The 19,250-nt window shown below is 65.4% G+C and carries 19 protein-coding genes and 1 pseudogene; 19 read left to right on the plus strand and 1 reads right to left on the minus strand.

Annotation, left to right across the window (positions count from 1 at the left end):
* Positions 1–47 precede the first annotated feature (47 nt).
* The gene (locus tag C7W88_RS20770) at positions 48–1,502 is read right to left on the minus strand and encodes an FAD-dependent oxidoreductase (protein WP_118075384.1); all 1,455 of its coding nucleotides are present in this window, start codon (positions 1,500–1,502) and stop codon (positions 48–50) included.
* A gap of 236 nt (positions 1,503–1,738) precedes the next feature.
* On the opposite strand from C7W88_RS20770, the pseudogene C7W88_RS20775 reads away from it, so the two are divergent.
* The 19 genes and pseudogenes from C7W88_RS20775 to C7W88_RS20865 all read left to right on the plus strand — a co-directional run bounded on the left by C7W88_RS20775 (position 1,739) and on the right by C7W88_RS20865 (position 19,245).
* Positions 1,739–2,498: pseudogene (locus C7W88_RS20775) on the plus strand (SDR family oxidoreductase).
* 72 nt (positions 2,499–2,570) lie between these two features.
* Positions 2,571–3,425 (plus strand): VOC family protein, encoded by an 855-nt coding sequence (locus C7W88_RS20780; RefSeq protein ID WP_240344999.1) that lies wholly within the window; start codon positions 2,571–2,573, stop codon positions 3,423–3,425.
* 14 nt (positions 3,426–3,439) lie between these two features.
* Complete coding sequence (locus C7W88_RS20785) at positions 3,440–4,303, plus strand: CoA transferase subunit A (RefSeq protein WP_118075386.1); 864 nt, start codon at positions 3,440–3,442, stop codon at positions 4,301–4,303.
* Positions 4,303–5,097, plus strand: a complete 795-nt coding sequence (locus C7W88_RS20790) for a CoA-transferase subunit beta (protein ID WP_118075387.1) — start codon at positions 4,303–4,305, stop codon at positions 5,095–5,097. The genes C7W88_RS20785 and C7W88_RS20790 overlap by 1 nt, the downstream gene beginning before the upstream one ends.
* Positions 5,098–5,110: 13 nt before the next feature.
* A complete protein-coding gene (locus tag C7W88_RS20795; RefSeq protein WP_118075388.1) occupies positions 5,111–6,010 on the plus strand; it encodes an enoyl-CoA hydratase in 900 nt (299 codons plus the stop codon).
* Positions 6,010–7,104 carry a nitronate monooxygenase family protein gene (locus tag C7W88_RS20800; protein WP_118075389.1) on the plus strand — a complete coding sequence of 365 codons (1,095 nt, stop codon included), beginning with the start codon at positions 6,010–6,012 and terminating at the stop codon, positions 7,102–7,104. The genes C7W88_RS20795 and C7W88_RS20800 overlap by 1 nt, the downstream gene beginning before the upstream one ends.
* 11 nt (positions 7,105–7,115) lie before the next feature.
* Positions 7,116–7,871, plus strand: a complete 756-nt coding sequence (locus tag C7W88_RS20805; RefSeq protein ID WP_039334517.1) for an enoyl-CoA hydratase family protein — start codon at positions 7,116–7,118, stop codon at positions 7,869–7,871.
* Positions 7,872–7,873: 2 nt separating this feature from the next.
* Complete coding sequence (locus C7W88_RS20810) at positions 7,874–9,019, plus strand: acyl-CoA dehydrogenase (RefSeq protein ID WP_118075390.1); 1,146 nt, start codon at positions 7,874–7,876, stop codon at positions 9,017–9,019.
* 14 nt (positions 9,020–9,033) lie between these two features.
* Complete coding sequence (locus tag C7W88_RS20815; protein WP_118075391.1) at positions 9,034–10,065, plus strand: acyl-CoA dehydrogenase family protein; 1,032 nt, start codon at positions 9,034–9,036, stop codon at positions 10,063–10,065.
* A complete protein-coding gene (locus tag C7W88_RS20820) occupies positions 10,058–11,209 on the plus strand; it encodes an acetyl-CoA C-acetyltransferase (protein ID WP_118075392.1) in 1,152 nt (383 codons plus the stop codon). The genes C7W88_RS20815 and C7W88_RS20820 overlap by 8 nt, the downstream gene beginning before the upstream one ends.
* A 5-nt stretch (positions 11,210–11,214) precedes the next feature.
* Positions 11,215–11,655 carry a nuclear transport factor 2 family protein gene (locus C7W88_RS20825; protein ID WP_205525325.1) on the plus strand — a complete coding sequence of 147 codons (441 nt, stop codon included), beginning with the start codon at positions 11,215–11,217 and terminating at the stop codon, positions 11,653–11,655.
* A 21-nt stretch (positions 11,656–11,676) separates the two neighbouring features.
* A complete protein-coding gene (locus C7W88_RS20830; protein ID WP_118075393.1) occupies positions 11,677–12,582 on the plus strand; it encodes an SDR family oxidoreductase in 906 nt (301 codons plus the stop codon).
* A gap of 22 nt (positions 12,583–12,604) precedes the next feature.
* A complete protein-coding gene (locus C7W88_RS20835; protein ID WP_118075394.1) occupies positions 12,605–13,660 on the plus strand; it encodes an acyl-CoA dehydrogenase family protein in 1,056 nt (351 codons plus the stop codon).
* Complete coding sequence (locus C7W88_RS20840; protein WP_118075395.1) at positions 13,657–14,835, plus strand: acyl-CoA dehydrogenase family protein; 1,179 nt, start codon at positions 13,657–13,659, stop codon at positions 14,833–14,835. The genes C7W88_RS20835 and C7W88_RS20840 overlap by 4 nt, the downstream gene beginning before the upstream one ends.
* The gene (locus C7W88_RS20845) at positions 14,832–15,617 is read left to right on the plus strand and encodes an SDR family oxidoreductase (RefSeq protein ID WP_118075396.1); all 786 of its coding nucleotides are present in this window, start codon (positions 14,832–14,834) and stop codon (positions 15,615–15,617) included. The genes C7W88_RS20840 and C7W88_RS20845 overlap by 4 nt, the downstream gene beginning before the upstream one ends.
* Complete coding sequence (locus C7W88_RS20850) at positions 15,617–16,078, plus strand: MaoC family dehydratase (RefSeq protein ID WP_118075987.1); 462 nt, start codon at positions 15,617–15,619, stop codon at positions 16,076–16,078. The genes C7W88_RS20845 and C7W88_RS20850 overlap by 1 nt, the downstream gene beginning before the upstream one ends.
* Positions 16,079–16,083: 5 nt before the next feature.
* Positions 16,084–16,461, plus strand: a complete 378-nt coding sequence (locus C7W88_RS20855; RefSeq protein ID WP_118075989.1) for a steroid Delta-isomerase — start codon at positions 16,084–16,086, stop codon at positions 16,459–16,461.
* 11 nt (positions 16,462–16,472) lie between these two features.
* Positions 16,473–17,675: an acetyl-CoA C-acyltransferase gene (locus C7W88_RS20860; protein ID WP_118075397.1), complete on the plus strand. Its 1,203-nt coding sequence runs from the start codon at positions 16,473–16,475 to the stop codon at positions 17,673–17,675.
* A gap of 22 nt (positions 17,676–17,697) precedes the next feature.
* Entirely contained in the window at positions 17,698–19,245 is a 1,548-nt protein-coding gene (locus C7W88_RS20865) for a FadD3 family acyl-CoA ligase (protein ID WP_305036991.1), read from the plus strand.
* Positions 19,246–19,250 lie beyond the last annotated feature (5 nt).

Genomic DNA, 19,250 nt, shown 5'->3' on the forward strand with positions numbered 1-19,250 from the left:
CGCGGAAGGGAAGCGCTTGGGCGAAGTTTCCCGAAGCGCTTGCCTACCTAGCCTCTTGCGGCGCGGCGCCCGGCTTGACGCCCGAAGAAGGTGCAGTCGGCAAGGCTCAGGCCAGAGGAATAGCCGTGGCCCCATGCCGGCAGGCCCGAGGTGCAGCGCCCTGCGGCGTAGAGTCCGGGGATCGGCGCGCCGGAGCGGCCGAGCACTTCACCGTCTGTCGAAGTCTTGAGGCCGCCCAAGGTAAAGAAGCTGAAGTAGCTTGTCTGGAAATTGCACTCGAGCGCGACGAACGGCGACTGGTCGAGGGGTGTGAGGATCGGAGCCTGCTTGTAGAACAGGGGATCGCGGCCGTTGCGGGCGCGTTCGTTGTAGAAGTGCATCGTGGCCGAAAGCGTGCCTGCGGGCATTTCGAGTTCGGCTTCGACCTCCTCCCACGTCTCGCCAGTGCCTGCGATGGTGATGCCGGCGAGGTCGAGCGGTTGGGTGAAGTGGGCGCTGTCGAGCAAGAGGTAGACCTTGCCGCCCGGCTGGTCGACGGCGCAGCGGCTCACGCGGCCGTGGTAGCAGTCCTCGTTGATGAAGCGCTGCCCGGCGACGTTGACGAAGACGCCGTGGGCCTGTTCGGCCGGAATGGTCCATGGGCAGGTGGTGAAGAACTGATCCATGTGAATCGCATCGCCGCCGACCGAGACGCCGAGTTCGATGCCGATGCCATCGTCCTTGTCGCCGATCGGGCTGTTCACGCGGAAGCTCTCGGGGCAGTATTTGCGGCGCATTGCCTCGTTGAAGACGAAGCCGCCGGTGGCAAGGACGACGCCCTTGTGGGCGCGGACGAAGCGATCCTTGTTGTCGATGCGCACGACCGCGCCCGCCACGCGGGTGTCGTCGACGATGAGCGCGACGGCGCGGGCATCGACGTGGATCTCGGTGCCGAGATCGCGGGCGCGTGTCTCGAGGATGTCGACCAGCGGACGCCCGCCGCCCCAGCCCATGTGCTGGATGACGTGGCCGCGCGGGGCGGGCTTGGCGCTCTTGTAAAAAGGCGCGGCGGCTTCGCTGCCCGACCAGATCAGGGTGGAATCGTCGGTCGGCTCGATCACCTTGCCGGGCAGGTAGTTGCCGCGGTAGGGCACGCCCTGATCCTTGAGCCACTGGTAATGGGCCAGCGCCTCGCGGCCATAGATCTCGCACTTGGCCTCATCGACGCAGGGGCCGCCGGCCAGTTTGAGATAGGCGGTGAAATCCTCGACCGTATCGTCAAATCCCGCGGCCTTCTGTGCATCGGTGCCGCCGCCAACGTAAATCTCGCCGCCGGAGAGCGCCGAGGCACCGCCGCTGCCGGAACTGCGTTCGAACAGCAGGACCTCTGCACCCGCAACGCGGGCCTCGATCGCGGCGCAAGCCCCGGTTGCGCCGAAGCCGATCACGGCGACGTCAGTCTCGAAATCCCACTTTTCGACCTGCGTAATCGGCAAAGGTCGATACTGCGAATATCCTGTCATTCCGGCCTTCCGCTCCCATGCCCGTGCGCGGATCTGGAGTGTCCGCTGCCTGTGGCTGTCATTTGAACGCCCGCTTGACGTTATTCGCGTCAATCTGGGCCGCATTCGTAATTTAAGATTGCATTGGATACGCAAATCGTCAATTGAAAAGGCAATCGCCTTTGGATATTGGCGATTTCGAATCTGCTGCGGTGCAACTTTCGGCACCTGCGGCATGGGATGGGAGAGCAGCCGCGGTGCAGGGCACTGATCACATTGACTTGGGCGGCCAGGTGGCGATCGTCACCGGGGCACACGCGGGCTGGGGCGGCAGATTGCGCAAGCCCTGCTGCGCGCCGGGGCTGCGGTGACAGTGTGCGGCCGAACCGAGCCTGACGATCTGCCCGAAGGCCTGACGTTCCGGGCGGCTGACATCCGCGATCCCGAACAGGCGCAGGCACTGGTCGATGGCGTGGTGGAACGCCATGGGCGGCTGGACATCCTCGTCAATAACGCCGGTGGTTCACCGCAAGCCCCCGCCACGGCGAGCCCGCGCTTCTTCGACTCCATCGTGAAGCTGAACCTGCATTCGGCGATGTACATGTCGCAATATGCCTATGCCCACATGGCGAAGGCCGGGGCTGGCAGCATCGTCAACATCGCCAGCGTATCGGGCATACGGCCCTCCCCATGACGGCGGCCTATGGCGCGGCCAAGGCCGGGTTGCTGAGCCTGACGCAGAGCCTTGCGCAGGAATGGGGCCCTGACGGGGTGCGCGTGAACGCGATCATCGTCGGCCTTATGCAGACCGAGACTTCGGAGGAAACCTATGGCGATGAGGCGGCGCAGGCCGCTGTCGCCAAGTCACTGCCGCTGCAGCGCATGGGCACCGGCAAAGACATCGCCGGTGCCGTGCTGTGGCTGAGCTCCAGCCTTGCCTCGTGGGTGAGCGGCGCACGCATCAATGTCGATGGCGGGGGTGAGCGGCCCTACTTCCTCGACCTCGTGAAAGGATAAACGGCCATGGGCATAAAGGCTTTAGGCTATGTCAGGATCGAAACCGCCAGGGCGGAGGCCTGGGACCACTTCATGACTCAGGTGGTCGGCACGATGCGGGCGGATTCTCCGCGCGATGGCGTGGCGGCCTACCGGATCGACGACCGCCCGTTCCGCTTCTGGGTTGAACGTGGCGAGAGCGACCGGCTTGTTGCAGCAGCCTACGAGGTCGGCGATGCGGCGGAGTTGGCCGCGCTGCGCGAGACGATTGCCGGGCTGGGGCGCGAGATTGTCGATGGCGATGCGGATGCAGCAAAGGCGCGCGGCGTGGCGGCGTTCTTTGCGACGAGCGATCCTTCGGGCAACGGCCTCGAGTTCTTCCACGGCGATGTCCGCGACGACGTGGCGTTCGTTTCGCCGGTGGGCGTGAGCGGCTTCGTGACCGGAGACATGGGCATGGGGCACGCCGTGTTTGCGACGCCGAACTTTGACGAGGCGCACGCCTTCTACAAGGCCATCGGCTTCCGCGACACCGACATCCCGCGCTTCCGCTTCTCCGACGATCCCAACGATCCGGGTATGGGCTTTGCCTTCATGCATGCCGACAATGGCCGACACCACTCGGTCGCCATTGCCGAGATGCCGGTGCCGCCTTCGGCCTGCATCCACCTGATGCTGGAGATGAAGACGCAGAGCGACGTGGGCAAGTGCCATGACCGGATGCGCCTCAACAAGGTGCCCGAGAGCGCTTCGATCGGACGCCACGTCAACGACCAGACCTTCGGCTTCTACATGCAGACGCCGTCGGGCTTCGACATTGAGATCGGGGCCGATCCGCTGGTGATTGACCCCACGAACTGGACACCGACCGCGCACCTGATCCCCAGCGAATGGGGCCATGTCTGGGCATGGCAGAAGGCGCTTGACGAGCAGGGAGCAAAGGCGTGAGCCTCGATAAACGGATGACCGCGGCGGAGATCGTCGCGCAGCTTTCCGATGGCATGACCATCGGCATCGGCGGCTGGGGCCCACGGCGCAAGCCGATGGCGCTGGTGCGCGAGATCATGCGCTCCGACCTCAAGGACCTCACCGTGGTCGCCTATGGCGGCGCCGATGTCGGCATGCTCTGCGCGGCGGGCAAAGTCAGGAAGCTGGTCTTCGCGTTCGTCAGCCTCGATGCGATCCCGCTGGAGCCGTGGTTCCGCAAAGCCCGCGAGAGCGGCGCGCTGCAGGTGCTGGAGCTGGACGAAGGCATGTTCCAGTGGGGCCTCAAGGCCGCCGCATTCGGCCTGCCGTTCCTGCCGACGCGGGTCGGCCTGGGCACCGATCTGGCCGAACTGGGCGGGCTCAAGACCGTGCAGTCGCCCTATGATGATGGCGAGACGCTGATCGCGATGCCCGCGCTCAAGCTTGATGCAGCGCTGATCCATGTGAACCGTAGCGACTGGCGCGGCAACGTGCAGGTGTTCGGCGCCGACGTCTATTACGACGAGTGGTTCGCCAAGGCGGCGGCAAAGACCTACGTCTCTTGCGAGGAACTGGTCGACCGCATGGAGGACCATTACCCCGAAGGCGCGCAGGACAACCTGTTCGAGCGCTGCTTCGTGTCGGGCGTGGTCGAAATGCCCTGCGGCGCGCATCCAAGCTCGATGCCCCCGCACTATGGCTGGGACATGAAGGCGTTCAAAGCCTACGCCGATGCCGCCCGCGATCCTGGCGACTGGTCGGCGGTGGCAGGCCGCTTCGTCGGCGCTTCGGAAGCCGAATATCTTGAATCCATTGGCGGAAAGGAGGCGGTAGCGGCTCTCTCGCTGCCGATTTTCTGATGAGCGACATCACTCTTGTAGACCTGTGCATCGTCGCCTGTTCGGAAGCGTTCCGGGGCAATGGCGAAATCGTGGCGACCGGCGTCGGCCCTGTGCCGCGCGTGGCGGCTGGCCTCGCCAAGCTGACCCACACGCCCGAACTGATGATGACCGACGGCGAGGCCTATCTGGTCGAGCAGCCGGTGCCGCTGGGCCCGCGCAAGTACGACGACCGCAAGCCGGCGGGCTACCTGCCGTTCTCGCGCTTCTTCGACAGCGCGGTGTGGTCGGGCCGGCGTCATGCCATGGTCACGCCGACGCAGCTTGACCGTTTCGGCCAGATCAACCTGTCCTACATGGGTGGGACCTACGACAAGCCCAAGACCCAGATGCTGGGTGTGCGCGGCTTTCCTGGCAACACGATCTACCACCCCAATTCGTTCTTCTTCCCGGCGCATGGGCCGCGCGTGTTCGTGCCTCAGGTCGATATGATCTCGGGCGTCGGATACAATCCGGCCAAGCGCGTGGCTGGTGGCAACTTCTCGGGCGTGAACCTGCGCCGGATCGTCACCAACCTGTGCGTGATGGACTTCGGCGGGCCCGACTACGCGATCCGCGTGATCTCGCTTCATCCGGGCGTGACCTTCGAGGAAGTGCAGGCGGCAACCGGGTTCGAGCTGTGCCAGGCCGATAACGTCGAAACGACGCGTCTGCCGACGGCCGAGGAACTGGCGGTGATTGCCAGCCTCGATCCGCACAACGTCCGCGCCTCGGTGCTCAAGGACAACCCGCCCGCCATTCGCGCCGCTGCCTGAGGGAGATGACACCATGACCGACCTCGTCGAGCCGAAGCAAGTCGACATCGTCTACGAGACGGAAGAGCCCGTCCGTTACGAAGTGATCGATAGCGTGGCCTGGATCACGATGAACCGGCCGCAGTTCAACAATGCCCAGAACGGGCAGATGACCTATGCGCTCGACGATGCCTTCAACCGCGCGGTGCAGGACGACAACGTCCGCGCCATCGTGCTGGCGGGCGAGGGCAAGCACTTCTCGGCAGGCCACGACATCGGCACGCCGGGGCGCGACCTGCACCACGAGTTCGACAAGCGGCTGATGTTCCCACCGCACACCAACAAGCCGGGTGCCGAACTGCTCTATACCCGCGAGCAGGAGCAGTACCTGGGCATGTGCCGCCGCTGGCGCGACATCTCCAAGCCGACCATCGCCATGGTGCAGGGCGCCTGCGTGGCGGGCGGGCTGATGCTGGCTTGGGTGTGCGACCTCATCGTCGCTTCGGAAGATGCGTTCTTCCAGGACCCGGTCAATCCGCTGATGGGCATTCCCGGCGTCGAATACTTCGCCCATGCCTATGAACTGCCGCCGCGCGTGGCCAAGGAATTCCTGTTGCTGGGCGAGCGGATGCCCGCCGCACGCGCCTACAGCTTCGGTATGGTCAACAAGGTGGTGCCCCGCGCCGAACTGCGCGAGGCGACAGCGGCCTGGGCGAACAAGCTCGCCAAGCAGGGCCGTCTTGGCAACTGGCTGACCAAGCAATCGGTCAACCACGTCGAGGAACTGCGCGGCAAGCGGGCGGCGATGGACGCAGTCTATCACATGCACCACTTCGCCCATGCGCAGAACGACATCGTCACCGGCAATTCGATTGCGGGCGTGAGCGGGACTTCCGCCGCGGCGGCGAATAAGAAGGACGCGGGCGAAGGCTGATGGCAAGCGCGCTTCACACCGTCCTGACCGAGCGCCTTGGCTGCACGGCTCCGATCATCCAGACCGCGATGGGCTGGGTGGCAGAGCCGAGCCTTGTCATCGGCAGCTGCAATGCAGGGGCCTTCGGCTTCCTTGGCGCGGCGGTGATGACGCCCGATGAATGCCGGAGCAAGATCCTTGCCGTGCGCAAGGGTACTGACAAGCCGTTCGGGGTGAACTTTCACTCGTTCCAGCCCGGGGCGGAGCAGATCGTCGAGCTGATCCTTGCCAATGCCGAGCAGGTGCGTGCGGTCAGCTTCGGGCGCGGGCCCAATGCCAGGATGATCGGGCGGTTCAAAGACGCCGGCATCCTGTGCATTCCCACCGTGGGCGCGGTGAAGCACGCCAGGAAGATGGAAGAGCTGGGCGTCGACATGATCAGCGTTCAGGGCGGCGAGGGCGGCGGGCATACCGGCTCGGTGCCGACGACGATCCTGCTGCCGCAAGTGCTCGATACGGTGACGGTGCCGGTGATTGCCAGCGGTGGCTTTGCCGATGGGCGCGGGCTGGTGGCGGCGCTGGCCTATGGCGCGGTCGGCATCGCGATGGGCACGCGCTTCCTGCTGACGCAGGAAAGCCCGGTGCCCGACAGCGCCAAGGCGGCCTATCTCAAGGCCGGAACCGACCAGATCATCGTGACAACCAAGCTCGACGGCATCCCGCAGCGCATGGTGCGCACGCGGCTGATGGACCGCATCGAGAAGTCTGGCTCATTGGCCATGTGGTTGCGCGCGTTCGAGGCCGGCGCGGCAATGAAGCGCCAGACTAGGGCTTCGTGGCTGCACTTCATCAAGGCGGCCAAGGGCATGACCGGTCACGGCGACGTGCCCCTGAAGCAGGCAATGATGGCCGCGACGATGCCGATGCTGATCCAGAAGGCCGTGGTCGATGGCGACATCGAGAACGGCGTGATGGCGACCGGCGTGGTCGGTGGCCGCATATCCGAGATACCAACCTGCCAGGAACTAGTGACACGCATCATGGCCGAAGCCGAGCAGCGCCTGGTTGCGCTTGGCGTGCCCGGTGCAAACGCCGCTGCGGCCAGCGCGGCCTGAGGGGAAGAACAATGCCGATCACGCTTACCGTCAAGGACCGCATCGCCGAGATCGTGTTCGACGTGCCGCCGGTCAACGCGTTCGACAGCGAGACGTGGATGTCGCTTCCGGCCATCGTCAAGAAGGCCGCGGCTGATCCCGAAGCCAATGTCGTGCTGATCCGCGCGGCGGAAGACTCACGCGGGTTCTGCGGCGGCGTCGACATCAAGGAGATGCAGGCCCACCCGGAACGCATCACCGTGCTCAATCGCGGCAATTTCCTGACCTTCAAGGCGATTCACGAGGCGGAAATCCCGGTGGTGGTGGCCGCGCACAAGTTCGTGATCGGCGGTGGCATCGGCATCTGCGGGGCAAGCGACGTGATCATCGCGGCGGACGATGCCTTCTTCTCGCTGCCGGAGGTCGATCGCGGCGCGATGGGCGGGGCGAGCCACATGTCGCGCATGCTGCCGCTGCACAAGGTGCGCGCGGCGTTCTTCACCGGCGGCAACATCCCGGCGCAGGAGGCCTATCGCTTGGGCGCGGTGGAGAAGGTGGTGCCGCGTGCCGATCTGGTGGCAGAGGCCCACGCCTTTTGCAGCGTGATCGCATCGAAGAGCCGCAAGGCGCTGGTCATCGCCAAGGAAGCGCTCAACGGCCTCGAGGCGCGCGACGTGGATCGCGGGTATCGCTGGGAGCAGGGCTTCACGCTGGAAATGTACATGCACGAGGACAGCCAGCGCGCGCGCGATGCCTTTGTCGAAACCGGCAAGGCGGCGAAGTTCTGACTATGGACCTGACCTATACTCCCGAACAGCAGGCTTTCCGCGCCGAAGTCCGCGCGTGGCTGGAAGCGCACGTGCCCACGGCGCCGCTCGAGCACTATGACGCGACGCGCGAGGGCTTCGAGGCGCACCGTCAGTGGGAAGCGACGCTCAAGAGCGGCGACTGGGGCATGGTGACCTGGCCCAGGGAATACGGCGGGCGCGGGCTCGACCTGATCCAGTGGCTGATCTTCGAGGAAGAGTATTACCGCGCCGGGGCTCCGGGCCGCGTCAACCAGAACGGCATCTTCCTGCTCGGCCCAACCCTGATGGAGTTCGGCACGCACGAGCAGAAGCAGCGCTTCCTGCCGCCGATGGCGAGCGGCGAGGAAATCTGGGCGCAGGCATGGTCCGAACCGCAGGCGGGGTCCGACCTTGCCGGGGTGCGCGCCACAGCCGTCCGTGAGGGCGATGAATACGTGCTCAACGGCCACAAGATCTGGTCGAGCCGCGCAGCCTTTGCCGACTGGGCCTTCGGCCTGTTCCGTGAACCGGGCAGCGAGCGCCACAAGGGGATGAGCCTGATCTTTTTCCGGCTCGATCAGGAAGGCGTGACCCGCAATCCGATCCGCAAGATCAACGGGCACGTCGGCTTTGCCGAGATCTTCCTCGACAACGTGCGCGTGCCTGCCTTCAACCGCCTCGGCGACGAGGGGCAGGGCTGGCACATCTGCATGGCGACCGCAGGGTTCGAGCGCGGCTTGATGCTGCGCAGCCCGGCGCGGTTTCAGGAAGCCGCCGCGGCTCTTGCAGCGCTGTGGCAGAGTCGCAAGGAGAGTTGCGATCCAGCGCTGGAGGCGGACGTGGTGCGGGCGCACATAAATGCCGAGGCCTATGCGCTCAACATCTACCAGACCGCATCGCGGCTGATGGCGGGCGCGAAGATCGGGCCGGAGGCTTCGACCAACAAGATCTTCTGGTCGGAGATGGACATCCACCTACACGAGACTGCGCTGGCGATCCTCGGGGCCGAGGCGGAACTGCTGCCGCCCACAGGCGAGCACGAGTGGCTGGACGATTACATCTTCTCGCTGGCTGGGCCGATCTACGCCGGGTCGAACGAGATCCAGCGCAACATCATTGCCGAGCGCATGCTCGGCCTGCCGCGCTGAGGAGGGACGGGCACATGGACTTCACCCTCAACGACGAACAGCAGATGTTTGCCGATACGGCGCGGACGCTGCTGGGCGATACCTGCACGCCGGATCACTGGCACAAGATGATGGAGCAGGGCGTTGCCTTCGACGCCGCGCGCTGGGCGCAGATCGCTGGGAACGGCTTTACGCTGCTGCTCCTGCCCGAAGCGGCGGGCGGCATGGGGCTGACCGAGCTGGACCTTGCGCTGATTGCCATCGAGGCAGGCTATGTCGCACTGCCCGAGCCGCTTGCCGAAAGCGCCGGCGTTGGTGCGCCGCTGCTGGCAAGCCTTGCGCCCGAACACCCGGCGCTGGCTGATCCGGCTGCGATCATCGCGGTGGCTCCGGCGATCAATCCGGTCGTCGCCCATGCCGATGTTGCGGCGGCGATCCTGATCGAGCAGGATGGGCGGGCCTATCTGGTGACGCCGGATCAGGTGTCACTGACCCCTGCCGAGACCATCGATCCGTTCCGCCGCCTGTTCCGCATCGAATGGGACGAGAGCAAGGCCGAGGACCTCGGCCCTGCCGACTGGACGCTGGCGCTTGATCGCGCTTCGCTGTTCGCAGCAGCGCAGGGGCTGGGGCTGGCGCAGCGGGCGGTCGATCTCGCCGTCGCCTATGCCAAGGACCGCATGCAGTTCGGCAAGCCGATCGGATCGTACCAGGCGGTGAAGCATCACCTTGCCAGTGCGCAGACCGCCATCGAGTTCGCGCGGCCGGTGGTGCTCGCCGCTGCAGCCGAGATCGGACACGCTGACGTCCATTCGCGGGCGCGCGTGTCCGAGGCCAAGATCGTGGCGCTGGAAGCGGCAGAAAAGGCCGCACGGGCATCGATCCAGGTGCACGGTGCGATGGGCTATTCGTGGGAAGTGGACGTCCACCTGTTCCTCAAGCGTGCGCTGGCGCTGAAGGCGGCATGGGGCACGCCCGCGTTCCATCGCAGCCGCGTTGCCACGCGCATCTTCACCCAGCCGCTTGGCGCCGACCAGACCTTTGCCCGCGAGACAGAACATGCCTGAAGCCTATATCGTCGACGCCGTGCGCGCGCCTGTCGGGCGCAAGAAGGGCAGTCTTGCCCACCTCCACCCGGCCGACCTTGCCGCGCATCCCATCCGCGAACTGATGGCGCGGCACGATTTCGACCCGGCGCTGGTCGAGGACGTGGTGTGGGGCTGCACCGAGACCATCGGCGGGCAGGCGGGCGACATCGGCCGCACCGCCTGGCTCGTGGCCGGCCTTGCCGAGGACGTGCCGGGCGTGACCATCGACCGCCAATGCGGCAGCGCGCAGCAGGCGGTACACTTTGCCGCGCAGGGCGTGATGAGCGGGACGCAGGACATTGTCGTGGCTGGTGGCAGCCAGGCGATGAACCGCATTCCGATCATGGCGGCGATGACCGCAGGCGCCGCCTATGGCTTCGAAAGCCCTTTCCTTGGCGCCAAGGGTTGGGACGCGCGCTATGGCGACGAAGAAGTGAACCAGATCCGCTCGGCCGAGATGATTGCCGAGAAGTGGGCCATCACCCGCGAGGAAATGGACGCTTTCGCCTATGAAAGCCACCGCCGCGCCCAGCATGCCACCGAGCAGGGCTGGTTCAAGAACGAGATCTTGCCACTCGAAGGGCTGGACCGCGACGAGACGATCCGTCCGAACACGACGCTCGAAGGCCTCGCCTCGCTCAATCCCGTGCGCGAGGGCGGGCGGATCACGGCAGGCAACGCAAGCCAGAACTCCGACTGTGCAGCCGCGCTGCTGATCGTGAGCGAGCGAGCACTCAAGGAGCACAACCTCAAGCCGCGCGCGCGCATCCACCACATGTCGGTCCGCGCCGACAATCCGGTATGGATGCTGACCGGGCCGATCAATGCCACGCGCTATGCCATGCAGAAATCCGGCATGAAGCTTTCCGACATAGACCTGTTCGAATGCAACGAGGCCTTCGCCTCCGTGCCGATGGCGTGGATGAAGGAACTCGATATCCCGCATGAGAAGGTGAACGTTCAGGGCGGCGCGATTGCGCTGGGCCATCCGATCGGATCGACCGGGGCCAAGCTGATGACGACGCTGCTCAATTCGCTGGAGCGCACCGGCGGCCGTTATGGCCTGCAGACGATGTGCGAAGGCGGCGGGCAGGCCAACGTCACGATCATCGAGCGGCTCTGATCATCATGGGGTCCGCAACCGCCATCACCAACCTGCTCTATCGCTACGCGGAACTGATGGATGCAGGAAAGCTGGAGGAGGTCGCCGCGATGTTCGAACATGCGCGCGTCACCCTCAGCGGTGGCACGGTGGTCGAGGGCGCGGCGCCCATGCTCGAACAGTGGCAGGCCTTCGTGCGCATCCACCCCTGCGGCACGCCGCGCACGCGCCACGTCATCACCAACCCGATTGTCGAGATCGACGAGGCGGTGGGAAGGGCGAGCTGCCGGTCGGTCTACACAGTGTTCCAGCAGACGCCGGAGCTGCCGCTCCAGGCCATCGCGTCGGGGCGCTATCACGACACGTTTGAGCGCGTGGAAGGCATCTGGCGCTTCGCTACGCGCGACTATTCCATGCTCGATTACATCGGCGACCTTTCGCAGCACCTGCTGCTGCCGGTCGGCTGAAGAACTTCACAGGAGATACAAGTGGGCATCTGCGAAAATCGCACTGTCATCATCACCGGAGCCGCCGGTGGCCTCGGCCGCGCCTATGCGCTGGCCTTCGGCGCGGAAGGCGCGAACGTGGTGGTCAACGACATCGGCACCTCGCTGGGCGGTGAAGGCCGGGATACCAGCGCGGCTGACGCGGTGGTTGCAGAAATCAAGGCGGCGGGCGGCAAGGCCATCGCCAACTACGAGGACATCACCGACTGGCACGCGGCGGGGCGCATCGTCGATGCCGCGATCGAGGCGTTCGGCGACCTGCACGTGGTCGTGAACAACGCCGGCATCGTGCGTGATCGCATGTTCGTCTCGGCCACGGTCGAGGAATGGGACGCGACGATGCATGTCCACTTGCGCGGCCATTTCTGCATTGCACGCCATGCGGTGAACTACTGGCGGGCCAAGCAGAAGGACGGCCGCGATCCCGACGCCCGTATCATCAACACTTCCAGCGGCGCGGGGCTGCAAGGCTCGATTGCACAGGCGGCCTATTCGACTGCCAAGGGTGGCATCGCCTCGCTGACGCTGGTCCAGGCGGCAGAGCTTGGCCGCTATGGCATCACCGCCAATGCGCTGGCCCCTTCGGCCCGTACCCGCATGACCGAAGGCGCCTTTGCCGAGAAGATGAAGGCGGTGGAAGAAGGGTTCGACGTGATGGACCCGGCCAATGTCGCGCCGACCGTCGTTTGGCTCGGCAGCGCGCACAGCGCCCACGTTACCGGGTGTGTCTTCGAACTCGAAGGGGGCAAGATCATGCTGGAGGACGGTTGGCGCGAAGGGCCGTTCGTCGATCAACAGGCGCGCTGGGAGCCTGCGCAGGTGGGCGAAGTGGTCGACAAGCTGATCGAAGCGCGCGTGCCGCCGCGCAAGGTATGGGGCACGGCCTGAAGGCCCGGACGGAGTAGAAACGATGGAATTTGCCTTCACCGACGAACAGGCGATGATCGCCGAGACCGTGCGCGGGTTCTTTGCCGAGAACGCGACGAGCGAGCGTACGCGCAAGGCCATGGCGGCTGACGGGATCGACCGCGAGCTGTGGTCCTCGTTCGCGAATGAACTCGGCCTTGCCGGGATCGGCCTGCCCGAAGAGCATGGCGGGGCAGGCCTCGGCATGGTCGAAATGGCGCTGGTCGCCGAAGCTGCAGGGGCGCAAGTGGCGGCGCTGCCGCTGCTGGGGCATGTGATGATTGGCCAGGCCATCGCGCGTGGTGGTTCGGAGGCGCAGAAGGCGGAGTGGCTGCCGCGGCTCGCTGCGGGCGAACTGATCGCGACGGCGGCTTGGGCGCCCAAGTTGAGCGTTGCCGATGGCCGGATTTCCGGCACCTTCCCGTTCCTGCCGCACGGCGCTTCGGCTGACCTCCTGCTGGTCCATTCTGGCAGTGAGGCTTGGATCGTCGACCTCAAGGGCGCGGGCGTGAGTGTCCAGGCGCACGTGACGATGGACCAGACCCGGCCCTTCGCCACCGCGACGCTCGATGGCGCGCAGGGCGAACAGCTGGCCGATGGCGACGCGGCGATTGCCGGCGCTCTTGCCGCCGGGTGGATCTGCCTTGCCGCCGAGGCGCTGGGCGGAGCGCAGGCGACGCTTGATCGCACGGTCGCCTATTCCAAGGAGCGCGTGCAGTTCGGGCGGCAGATCGGCTCGTTCCAGGCCTACAAGCACCGCCTGGCCGACATGATGATCGAGATCGAGCAGGCGCGCTCGGCGGTCTACTGGGCGGCCTGCGCGGTGGACGAAGGTTCGGACGAGGCGCAAGTGGCGCTGCATTCGGCCAAGGCGTTCTGCGCCGACACCTACTTCATGTGCGCGGGCAACATGATCCAGCTGCACGGCGGCATCGGCTTCACCTGGGAGCATGACGCGCACCTGTTCTTCAAGCGTGCCCGTTCGATCCAGACGCTGCTCGGCGATGGCCAGTGGCACCGCGAACAGGTCGCCTCGGCGGTTCTCGGGGCGGCTGCATGAAGCTCGGCTTCTCCCCCGCCGACGAGGCCTTCCGCGCCGAGTGCGCGGCGTGGCTGCAGGCGGAAATGACCGGGGAATTCGCCGACATTCGCGGTATTCCCAACTTGTGCGATGCAATCCCGCGCCGCAAGGAATGGGAGCAGCGGCTGGGCGAGGCCGGGTGGGGCTGCATCGGCTGGCCCAGGAAATGGGGCGGGCGCGATGCGACCATCGCCCAGCAGGTGATCTTCGCCGAGGAATATGCGCGGGCGGGCGCTCCCAACCGTATCAATCACATCGGCGTGGAACTTGCCGGGCCGACGATCCTCGCCTTCGGGTCCGAGGAGCAGAAGGCACGGTATCTGCCCGAGATCGCGGCGGGGCGGCAGATCTGGTGCCAGGGCTATTCCGAACCCAATGCCGGGTCGGACCTTGCCAACGTCAAGACCAAGGCGCGGCTTGAGGGTGGCGAATGGGTGGTGAACGGCCAGAAGGTCTGGACCAGCCTTGCCCACTATTCGGACATGATCTTCGTCGTTGCGCGCAGCGAGGAAGGTTCGGCCGGGCCGAAGGGCCTGTCTTTCCTGCTGATGGACATGGACCAGCCCGGCATCGAGGTGCGTCCGATCCGCCAGATCAACGGCGAGGCCGAATTCAACGAGACTTTCCTCACCGACGCGCGCTGTGCCGCCGATGCCATGCTGGGCGCAGCGGGCGAGGGCTGGAAAGTGGCGATGGCGCTGCTGGCGTTCGAGCGCGGGGTTTCCACGCTCGGCCAGCAGATGCAGTTCCGCAACGAGCTTGACGCGGTGATCGACGCGGCAAGGGCCAACGGCAAGGCCGCCGATCCGGTGATCCGCCAGAAGATCGCGCGGGCCGAGATCGGCCTTCGCCTGATGCGCTACGGCGCGCTGCGGATGCTTTCGGGCACCGACCTTGCCGCCATCGACGGTGCGGCGCTGACCTACAAGATCCAGTGGGCGACATGGCGGCGCAACCTTGGCGAGCTGGGCATGGAAGTGCTCGGGCAGGCCGGGGAAGTTGCTTCCGGTGACCACTATTCCTGGCCGACGCTGCCCAACCTGTTTCTCTTCAGCCGCTCGGACACGATCTACGGCGGCACCAACCAGATCCAGCGCAACCTGATCGCCGAGCGCGGTCTGGGACTCCCGCGCGAACCGAGAGGCCAAGCATGAGCGTTCCCGTTCCTTCCTATCCGGCGCCGCTCGGCATGCTCAAGGGCAAGACGGTGGTCGTCACCGCCGCTGCCGGGACCGGCATCGGGTTCGCTGTCGCCAAGCGGGCCGCCGAAGAGGGCGCGCGGCTGCTGATCAGCGACTTTCACGAACGGCGTCTGGGCGAGGCAGCGGATCGCATCGCGGCAGAGGTCGGTTGCGAGCGTCCGTTCACGCAGGTCTGCGACGTGACCAGCGAGGCGCAAGTGCAGGACTTGCGCGATGCGGCGCTGGAAAAGCTCGGCAAGGTCGACGTGCTGATCAACAACGCCGGCCTTGGCGGCGAGGTCGATGTCGTCGACATGTCCGACGAGCAGTGGAGCCGCGTGCTCGACGTGACGCTGACCAGCCTGTTCCGCATGACGCGGGCGTTCCTGCCGTCGATGTATGCGGCGAAGAAGGGCGTGATGGTCAACAACGCCTCGGTGCTGGGCTGGCGCGCGCAGAAGGGCCAGGCCCACTATGCCGCGGCCAAGGCGGGCGTGATGGCATTCACGCGCTGCTCGGCGCTCGAAGCGGCGGACCATGGCGTGCGCATCAATGCCGTGGCGCCGAGCCTTGCCATGCATCCGTTCCTCGCCAAGGTGACGACCGAGGAGCGGCTTGCCGAACTGGTCAAGACCGAAGCCTATGGCCGCCCCGCCGAAGTGTGGGAAGTGGCCAACGTCATGCTGTTCCTGGCGTCGGACCTGTCCTCATACATGACCGGCGAAATCGTTCCGGTTTCGAGCCAGAGGGCCTGATCGTGGCGGTGGTGTTCGAAAAACCCGCCGATTTGCTCGGCAAGGAAGGCACGCAGTTGCCCCCGACCGAATGGCTGCTGATCGATCAGGAGCGGGTCAACGGCTTTGCCGACGTGACCGGCGATCACCAGTGGATCCACGTCGATGTCGAGCGGGCGAAGGACGGTCCGTTTGGCGGGACCATCGTCCACGGCTACCTGACCATGAGCCTGGTCAATTATTTCCTGCCCCAGCTGATCGAGGTGCGCGGCTTTGCCCATGCGGTGAACGTCGGCGCCGACCGGTTGCGCTTCCTCTCGCCGGTCAAGGTCGGCAGCCGCATTCGCGGCGTGGGTGAAGTGGTTTCGGTCGAGGAAGTGAAGGGCGCGATCCAGTCGGTCGTGCGCGTCACCGTCGAGATCGAGGGACAGGAGAAGCCTGCCTGCGTGCTCGATACCATCAGCCGCTATTTCCCGGAGTGAATGCGATGCCCGATCCCAAGGTGATGGAAGCTGCCGTCCACGAATATGTCGCCGTGTTTGATGCTGGCGCACCGGAGCGGGTTGCCGCGCTGTTCGCGGAAGACGCAACGGTCGAAGACCCAGTGGGGACCGAACCGAAGGTCGGGCAGGCGGCGATCCTCGAATTCTACACCGCCTCGATGCAGACCGGCGCGAAGCTGTCGCTCGACGGTCCGGTGCGCCTGTGCGGGCCCTATGCGGCCTTCGCCTTTACCGTCCACCTCCATTGGGAGGGCAGGGACCAGCGGGTCGAGGTGATCGATACGTTCAAGTTCAACGACGACGGCAAGGTCGTCGAGATGCGGGCCTATTTCGGGCCGACCAACATGCACGGTTTTGCCTGAGAGGATCTGAGATGCGTGAAGCCGCCATCGTTTCGACCGCCCGCACCGGCGTGGGCAAGGCCTATCGCGGGGCCTTCAACGACACCGAGGCTCCGGTCCTGTCGAGCCACGTGGTCAATGCCGCCATTGCGCGCGCCGGGATCGATCCCGCGCGGGTGGACGACGTCTATCTCGGCGTCGGCAACCACTGGAACACGCAGAGCTACAACCTCGGGCGGCTGACTGTCCACGGATCGGTCCTGCCCGATACGACCGCAGGTTTCACGCTCGACCGCAAGTGCTCTTCCGGTCTCAACGCCATCGCGCTCGCCGCGCGCGGTATCATGTGCAACGAGATCGACGTTGCCGTGGCGGGCGGCATGGAAAGCATCTCGCTGACCATCAACAAGCACGCGCCCCAGTTCCGCAACCGCTCGGAGTTCATCAAGGCGGCGGACCCGCATGCCTACATGGTGATGATCGAGACCGCCGAAATCGTCGCCGAACGCTATGGCGTGACGCGCGAGGAGCAGGACCGGTTCGCTGCCCTCTCGCAGCAGCGCGCCTCCGCTGCGCAGGAAGCCGGCAAGTTCGACGACGAGATCGTGCCGATCACCGTCACCAAGGCGCTGTTCGACAAGGAAGGCAACGAGACCGGCAAGGAAGAGGTAACCCTCGCCAAGGATGAAGGCGTGCGCGCGGGCACGACCTACGAGGCGCTCGCGGGCCTGAAGCCGGTGTTCAAGAACGGGCAGGTGATTGCCGAGGGCAAGCACGTTACCGCAGGCAACGCCAGCCAGCTTTCGGACGGTGCCTCGGCGCAGGTGCTGATGGATCTCGCTACCGCCAAGGCCGAAGGCCTTCCGGTGCTTGGCATCTATCGCGGTTTCCAGGTGGCGGGCTGCGGGGCGGAGGAAATGGGCATCGGCCCGGTCTTCGCGATCCCCAAGCTGCTCGACCGGGCAGGACTCAAGATCGACGACATCGGCCTGTTCGAGATCAACGAAGCCTTCGCCAGCCAGGCAGTCTATTGCCAGAAGAAGCTCGAGATCGATCCCGACAAGCTCAACGTCAACGGCGGCGGCATCGCCATCGGCCATCCCTTCGGCATGACCGGCTCGCGCCTTGTCGGCCACGCCCTGATCGAGGGCAAGCGCCGGGGCGTGAAGTACGTCGTCGTCTCGATGTGCGTGGCGGGCGGCATGGGCGCTGCCGGCCTGTTCGAAGTGGCTTGAGCTGGTTGAGAGGCCCAATCCCATGACCGAGGCAATGGGCAACTGGCCCGGCTCGATCCCCGGCGCAGCGAAGGCGGCAGCCGAGCAGTGGCCTGATGTGCCTGCGCTGATCGTCGGCGCGCGGCAATGGACCTTCGCCGAATTGTGGGCCGATGCCCGCCGTTCGGCCTCGGCCATGCTGGCGAGTGGCATCGCCCATGGCGACCGTGTGGGCATCTGGGCGCCAAACACGCGCGAATGGATTCTCGCGGCGTTGGGCGCACAGGCCGTTGGCGCGACAATCGTGCCAATGAACACGCGCTTCAAGGGCGGGGAAGCCGCCGATATCCTTCGCCGCGCACGGGTGAAACTGCTGTTTGCCCCGGCCGGTTTTCTGGGTCAGGACTATGCTGCACTGATTGCAGGCGAGGACCTGCCCGATCTGGTCGAAACGGTTCACATCGACCGGGATTTCGAAGCCTTTATGGCGCGTGGCAAGGGTGCGGATGATCCAGCGGTTGACGATGCATTCGCCGCGGTTTCCCCGGACGACATCTGCGACATTATCTTTACCTCGGGCACAACTGGCAGGCCGAAAGGAGCCTTGACCGCTCACTGCCAGGCGACACAGATCTTTGGCGACTGGGCGGTACGGGTCGATCTCCGCCCCGGCGATCGCTACTTGATCGTAAACCCGTTTTTCCATACGTTCGGCTATAAGGCAGGTTGGTCGGCCTGCCTTGTTCGAGGCGCAACGATCGTGCCGATGGCGACTTTCGATGTCGCTGAAATGGTCCGCCAGATCGAGCAGAACCGGATTACCTTCATTCCGGGTCCACCAACGATCTACCAGTCGCTGCTGCAGGAACTGGCGGGCGACCGGCCGCGCGATTTCTCGTCACTCCGGGTCGCCGTGACCGGGGCTGCACCCGTACCGCCGGTACTGGTCGAGAGGATGCGCAGCGAACTGGGCATGTCCAACATCGTCAACGGCTATGGCATGACCGAGTGCGGCTGCATTTCGATGACGCGACAGGGCGACGATGCGCTGACGGTTTCCAACACCTGCGGTGTTCCGCTGCCCGGACTTGAGGTGCGGTGCGTTGGTGACGATGGGCAGGATGTGGACACCGGGAAAGCGGGCGAGCTGTGGGTGCGTGGCTATGGCGTCATGCGCGGGTATCTAGACGATCCGGCAGCCACGGCTGACGCGATCGACAGCGATGGCTGGCTTCATACCGGCGATATCGGCACGATCGATGACCGCGGCTACCTGAAGATTACCGACCGCAAGAAGGACATGTTCATTTCAGGCGGGTTCAATGTCTATCCCGCCGAGATCGAGGCCATACTTGCCAAGCATCCCGCCATTGCGCAGGCCGCCGTGATCGGAGTGCCCGATGAGCGCATGGGCGAGCAGGGCAAAGCGTTCATCCTGCCGCGGACCGGATGCGAGGCACCTTCGGAAGCGGAAATTGCCGCCTGGGCGCGGCAGGAAATGGCCAACTACAAGGTGCCCCGCAGTTTCGTGATCGTTGATGACCTGCCGAGGAATGCTGCCGGAAAGGTGCTGAAGACGGAACTGCGCTGATCAGG

Source organism: Novosphingobium sp. THN1 (genome assembly GCF_003454795.1).
Taxonomy (GTDB): domain Bacteria; phylum Pseudomonadota; class Alphaproteobacteria; order Sphingomonadales; family Sphingomonadaceae; genus Novosphingobium.

Coding starts and splice junctions, on each gene's coding strand:
- C7W88_RS20865 (WP_305036991.1), top strand. CDS start 17,698: ATGACCGAGGCAATGGGCAACTGGCCCGGCTCGATCCCCGGCGCAGCG.
- C7W88_RS20840 (WP_118075395.1), top strand. CDS start 13,657: ATGAAGCTCGGCTTCTCCCCCGCCGACGAGGCCTTCCGCGCCGAGTGC.
- C7W88_RS20815 (WP_118075391.1), top strand. CDS start 9,034: ATGGACTTCACCCTCAACGACGAACAGCAGATGTTTGCCGATACGGCG.
- C7W88_RS20785 (WP_118075386.1), top strand. CDS start 3,440: ATGACCGCGGCGGAGATCGTCGCGCAGCTTTCCGATGGCATGACCATC.
- C7W88_RS20805 (WP_039334517.1), top strand. CDS start 7,116: ATGCCGATCACGCTTACCGTCAAGGACCGCATCGCCGAGATCGTGTTC.
- C7W88_RS20860 (WP_118075397.1), top strand. CDS start 16,473: ATGCGTGAAGCCGCCATCGTTTCGACCGCCCGCACCGGCGTGGGCAAG.
- C7W88_RS20820 (WP_118075392.1), top strand. CDS start 10,058: ATGCCTGAAGCCTATATCGTCGACGCCGTGCGCGCGCCTGTCGGGCGC.
- C7W88_RS20795 (WP_118075388.1), top strand. CDS start 5,111: ATGACCGACCTCGTCGAGCCGAAGCAAGTCGACATCGTCTACGAGACG.
- C7W88_RS20810 (WP_118075390.1), top strand. CDS start 7,874: ATGGACCTGACCTATACTCCCGAACAGCAGGCTTTCCGCGCCGAAGTC.
- C7W88_RS20800 (WP_118075389.1), top strand. CDS start 6,010: ATGGCAAGCGCGCTTCACACCGTCCTGACCGAGCGCCTTGGCTGCACG.
- C7W88_RS20825 (WP_205525325.1), top strand. CDS start 11,215: ATGGGGTCCGCAACCGCCATCACCAACCTGCTCTATCGCTACGCGGAA.
- C7W88_RS20780 (WP_240344999.1), top strand. CDS start 2,571: ATGACTCAGGTGGTCGGCACGATGCGGGCGGATTCTCCGCGCGATGGC.
- C7W88_RS20835 (WP_118075394.1), top strand. CDS start 12,605: ATGGAATTTGCCTTCACCGACGAACAGGCGATGATCGCCGAGACCGTG.
- C7W88_RS20790 (WP_118075387.1), top strand. CDS start 4,303: ATGAGCGACATCACTCTTGTAGACCTGTGCATCGTCGCCTGTTCGGAA.
- C7W88_RS20855 (WP_118075989.1), top strand. CDS start 16,084: ATGCCCGATCCCAAGGTGATGGAAGCTGCCGTCCACGAATATGTCGCC.
- C7W88_RS20845 (WP_118075396.1), top strand. CDS start 14,832: ATGAGCGTTCCCGTTCCTTCCTATCCGGCGCCGCTCGGCATGCTCAAG.
- C7W88_RS20770 (WP_118075384.1), bottom strand. CDS start 1,502: ATGACAGGATATTCGCAGTATCGACCTTTGCCGATTACGCAGGTCGAA.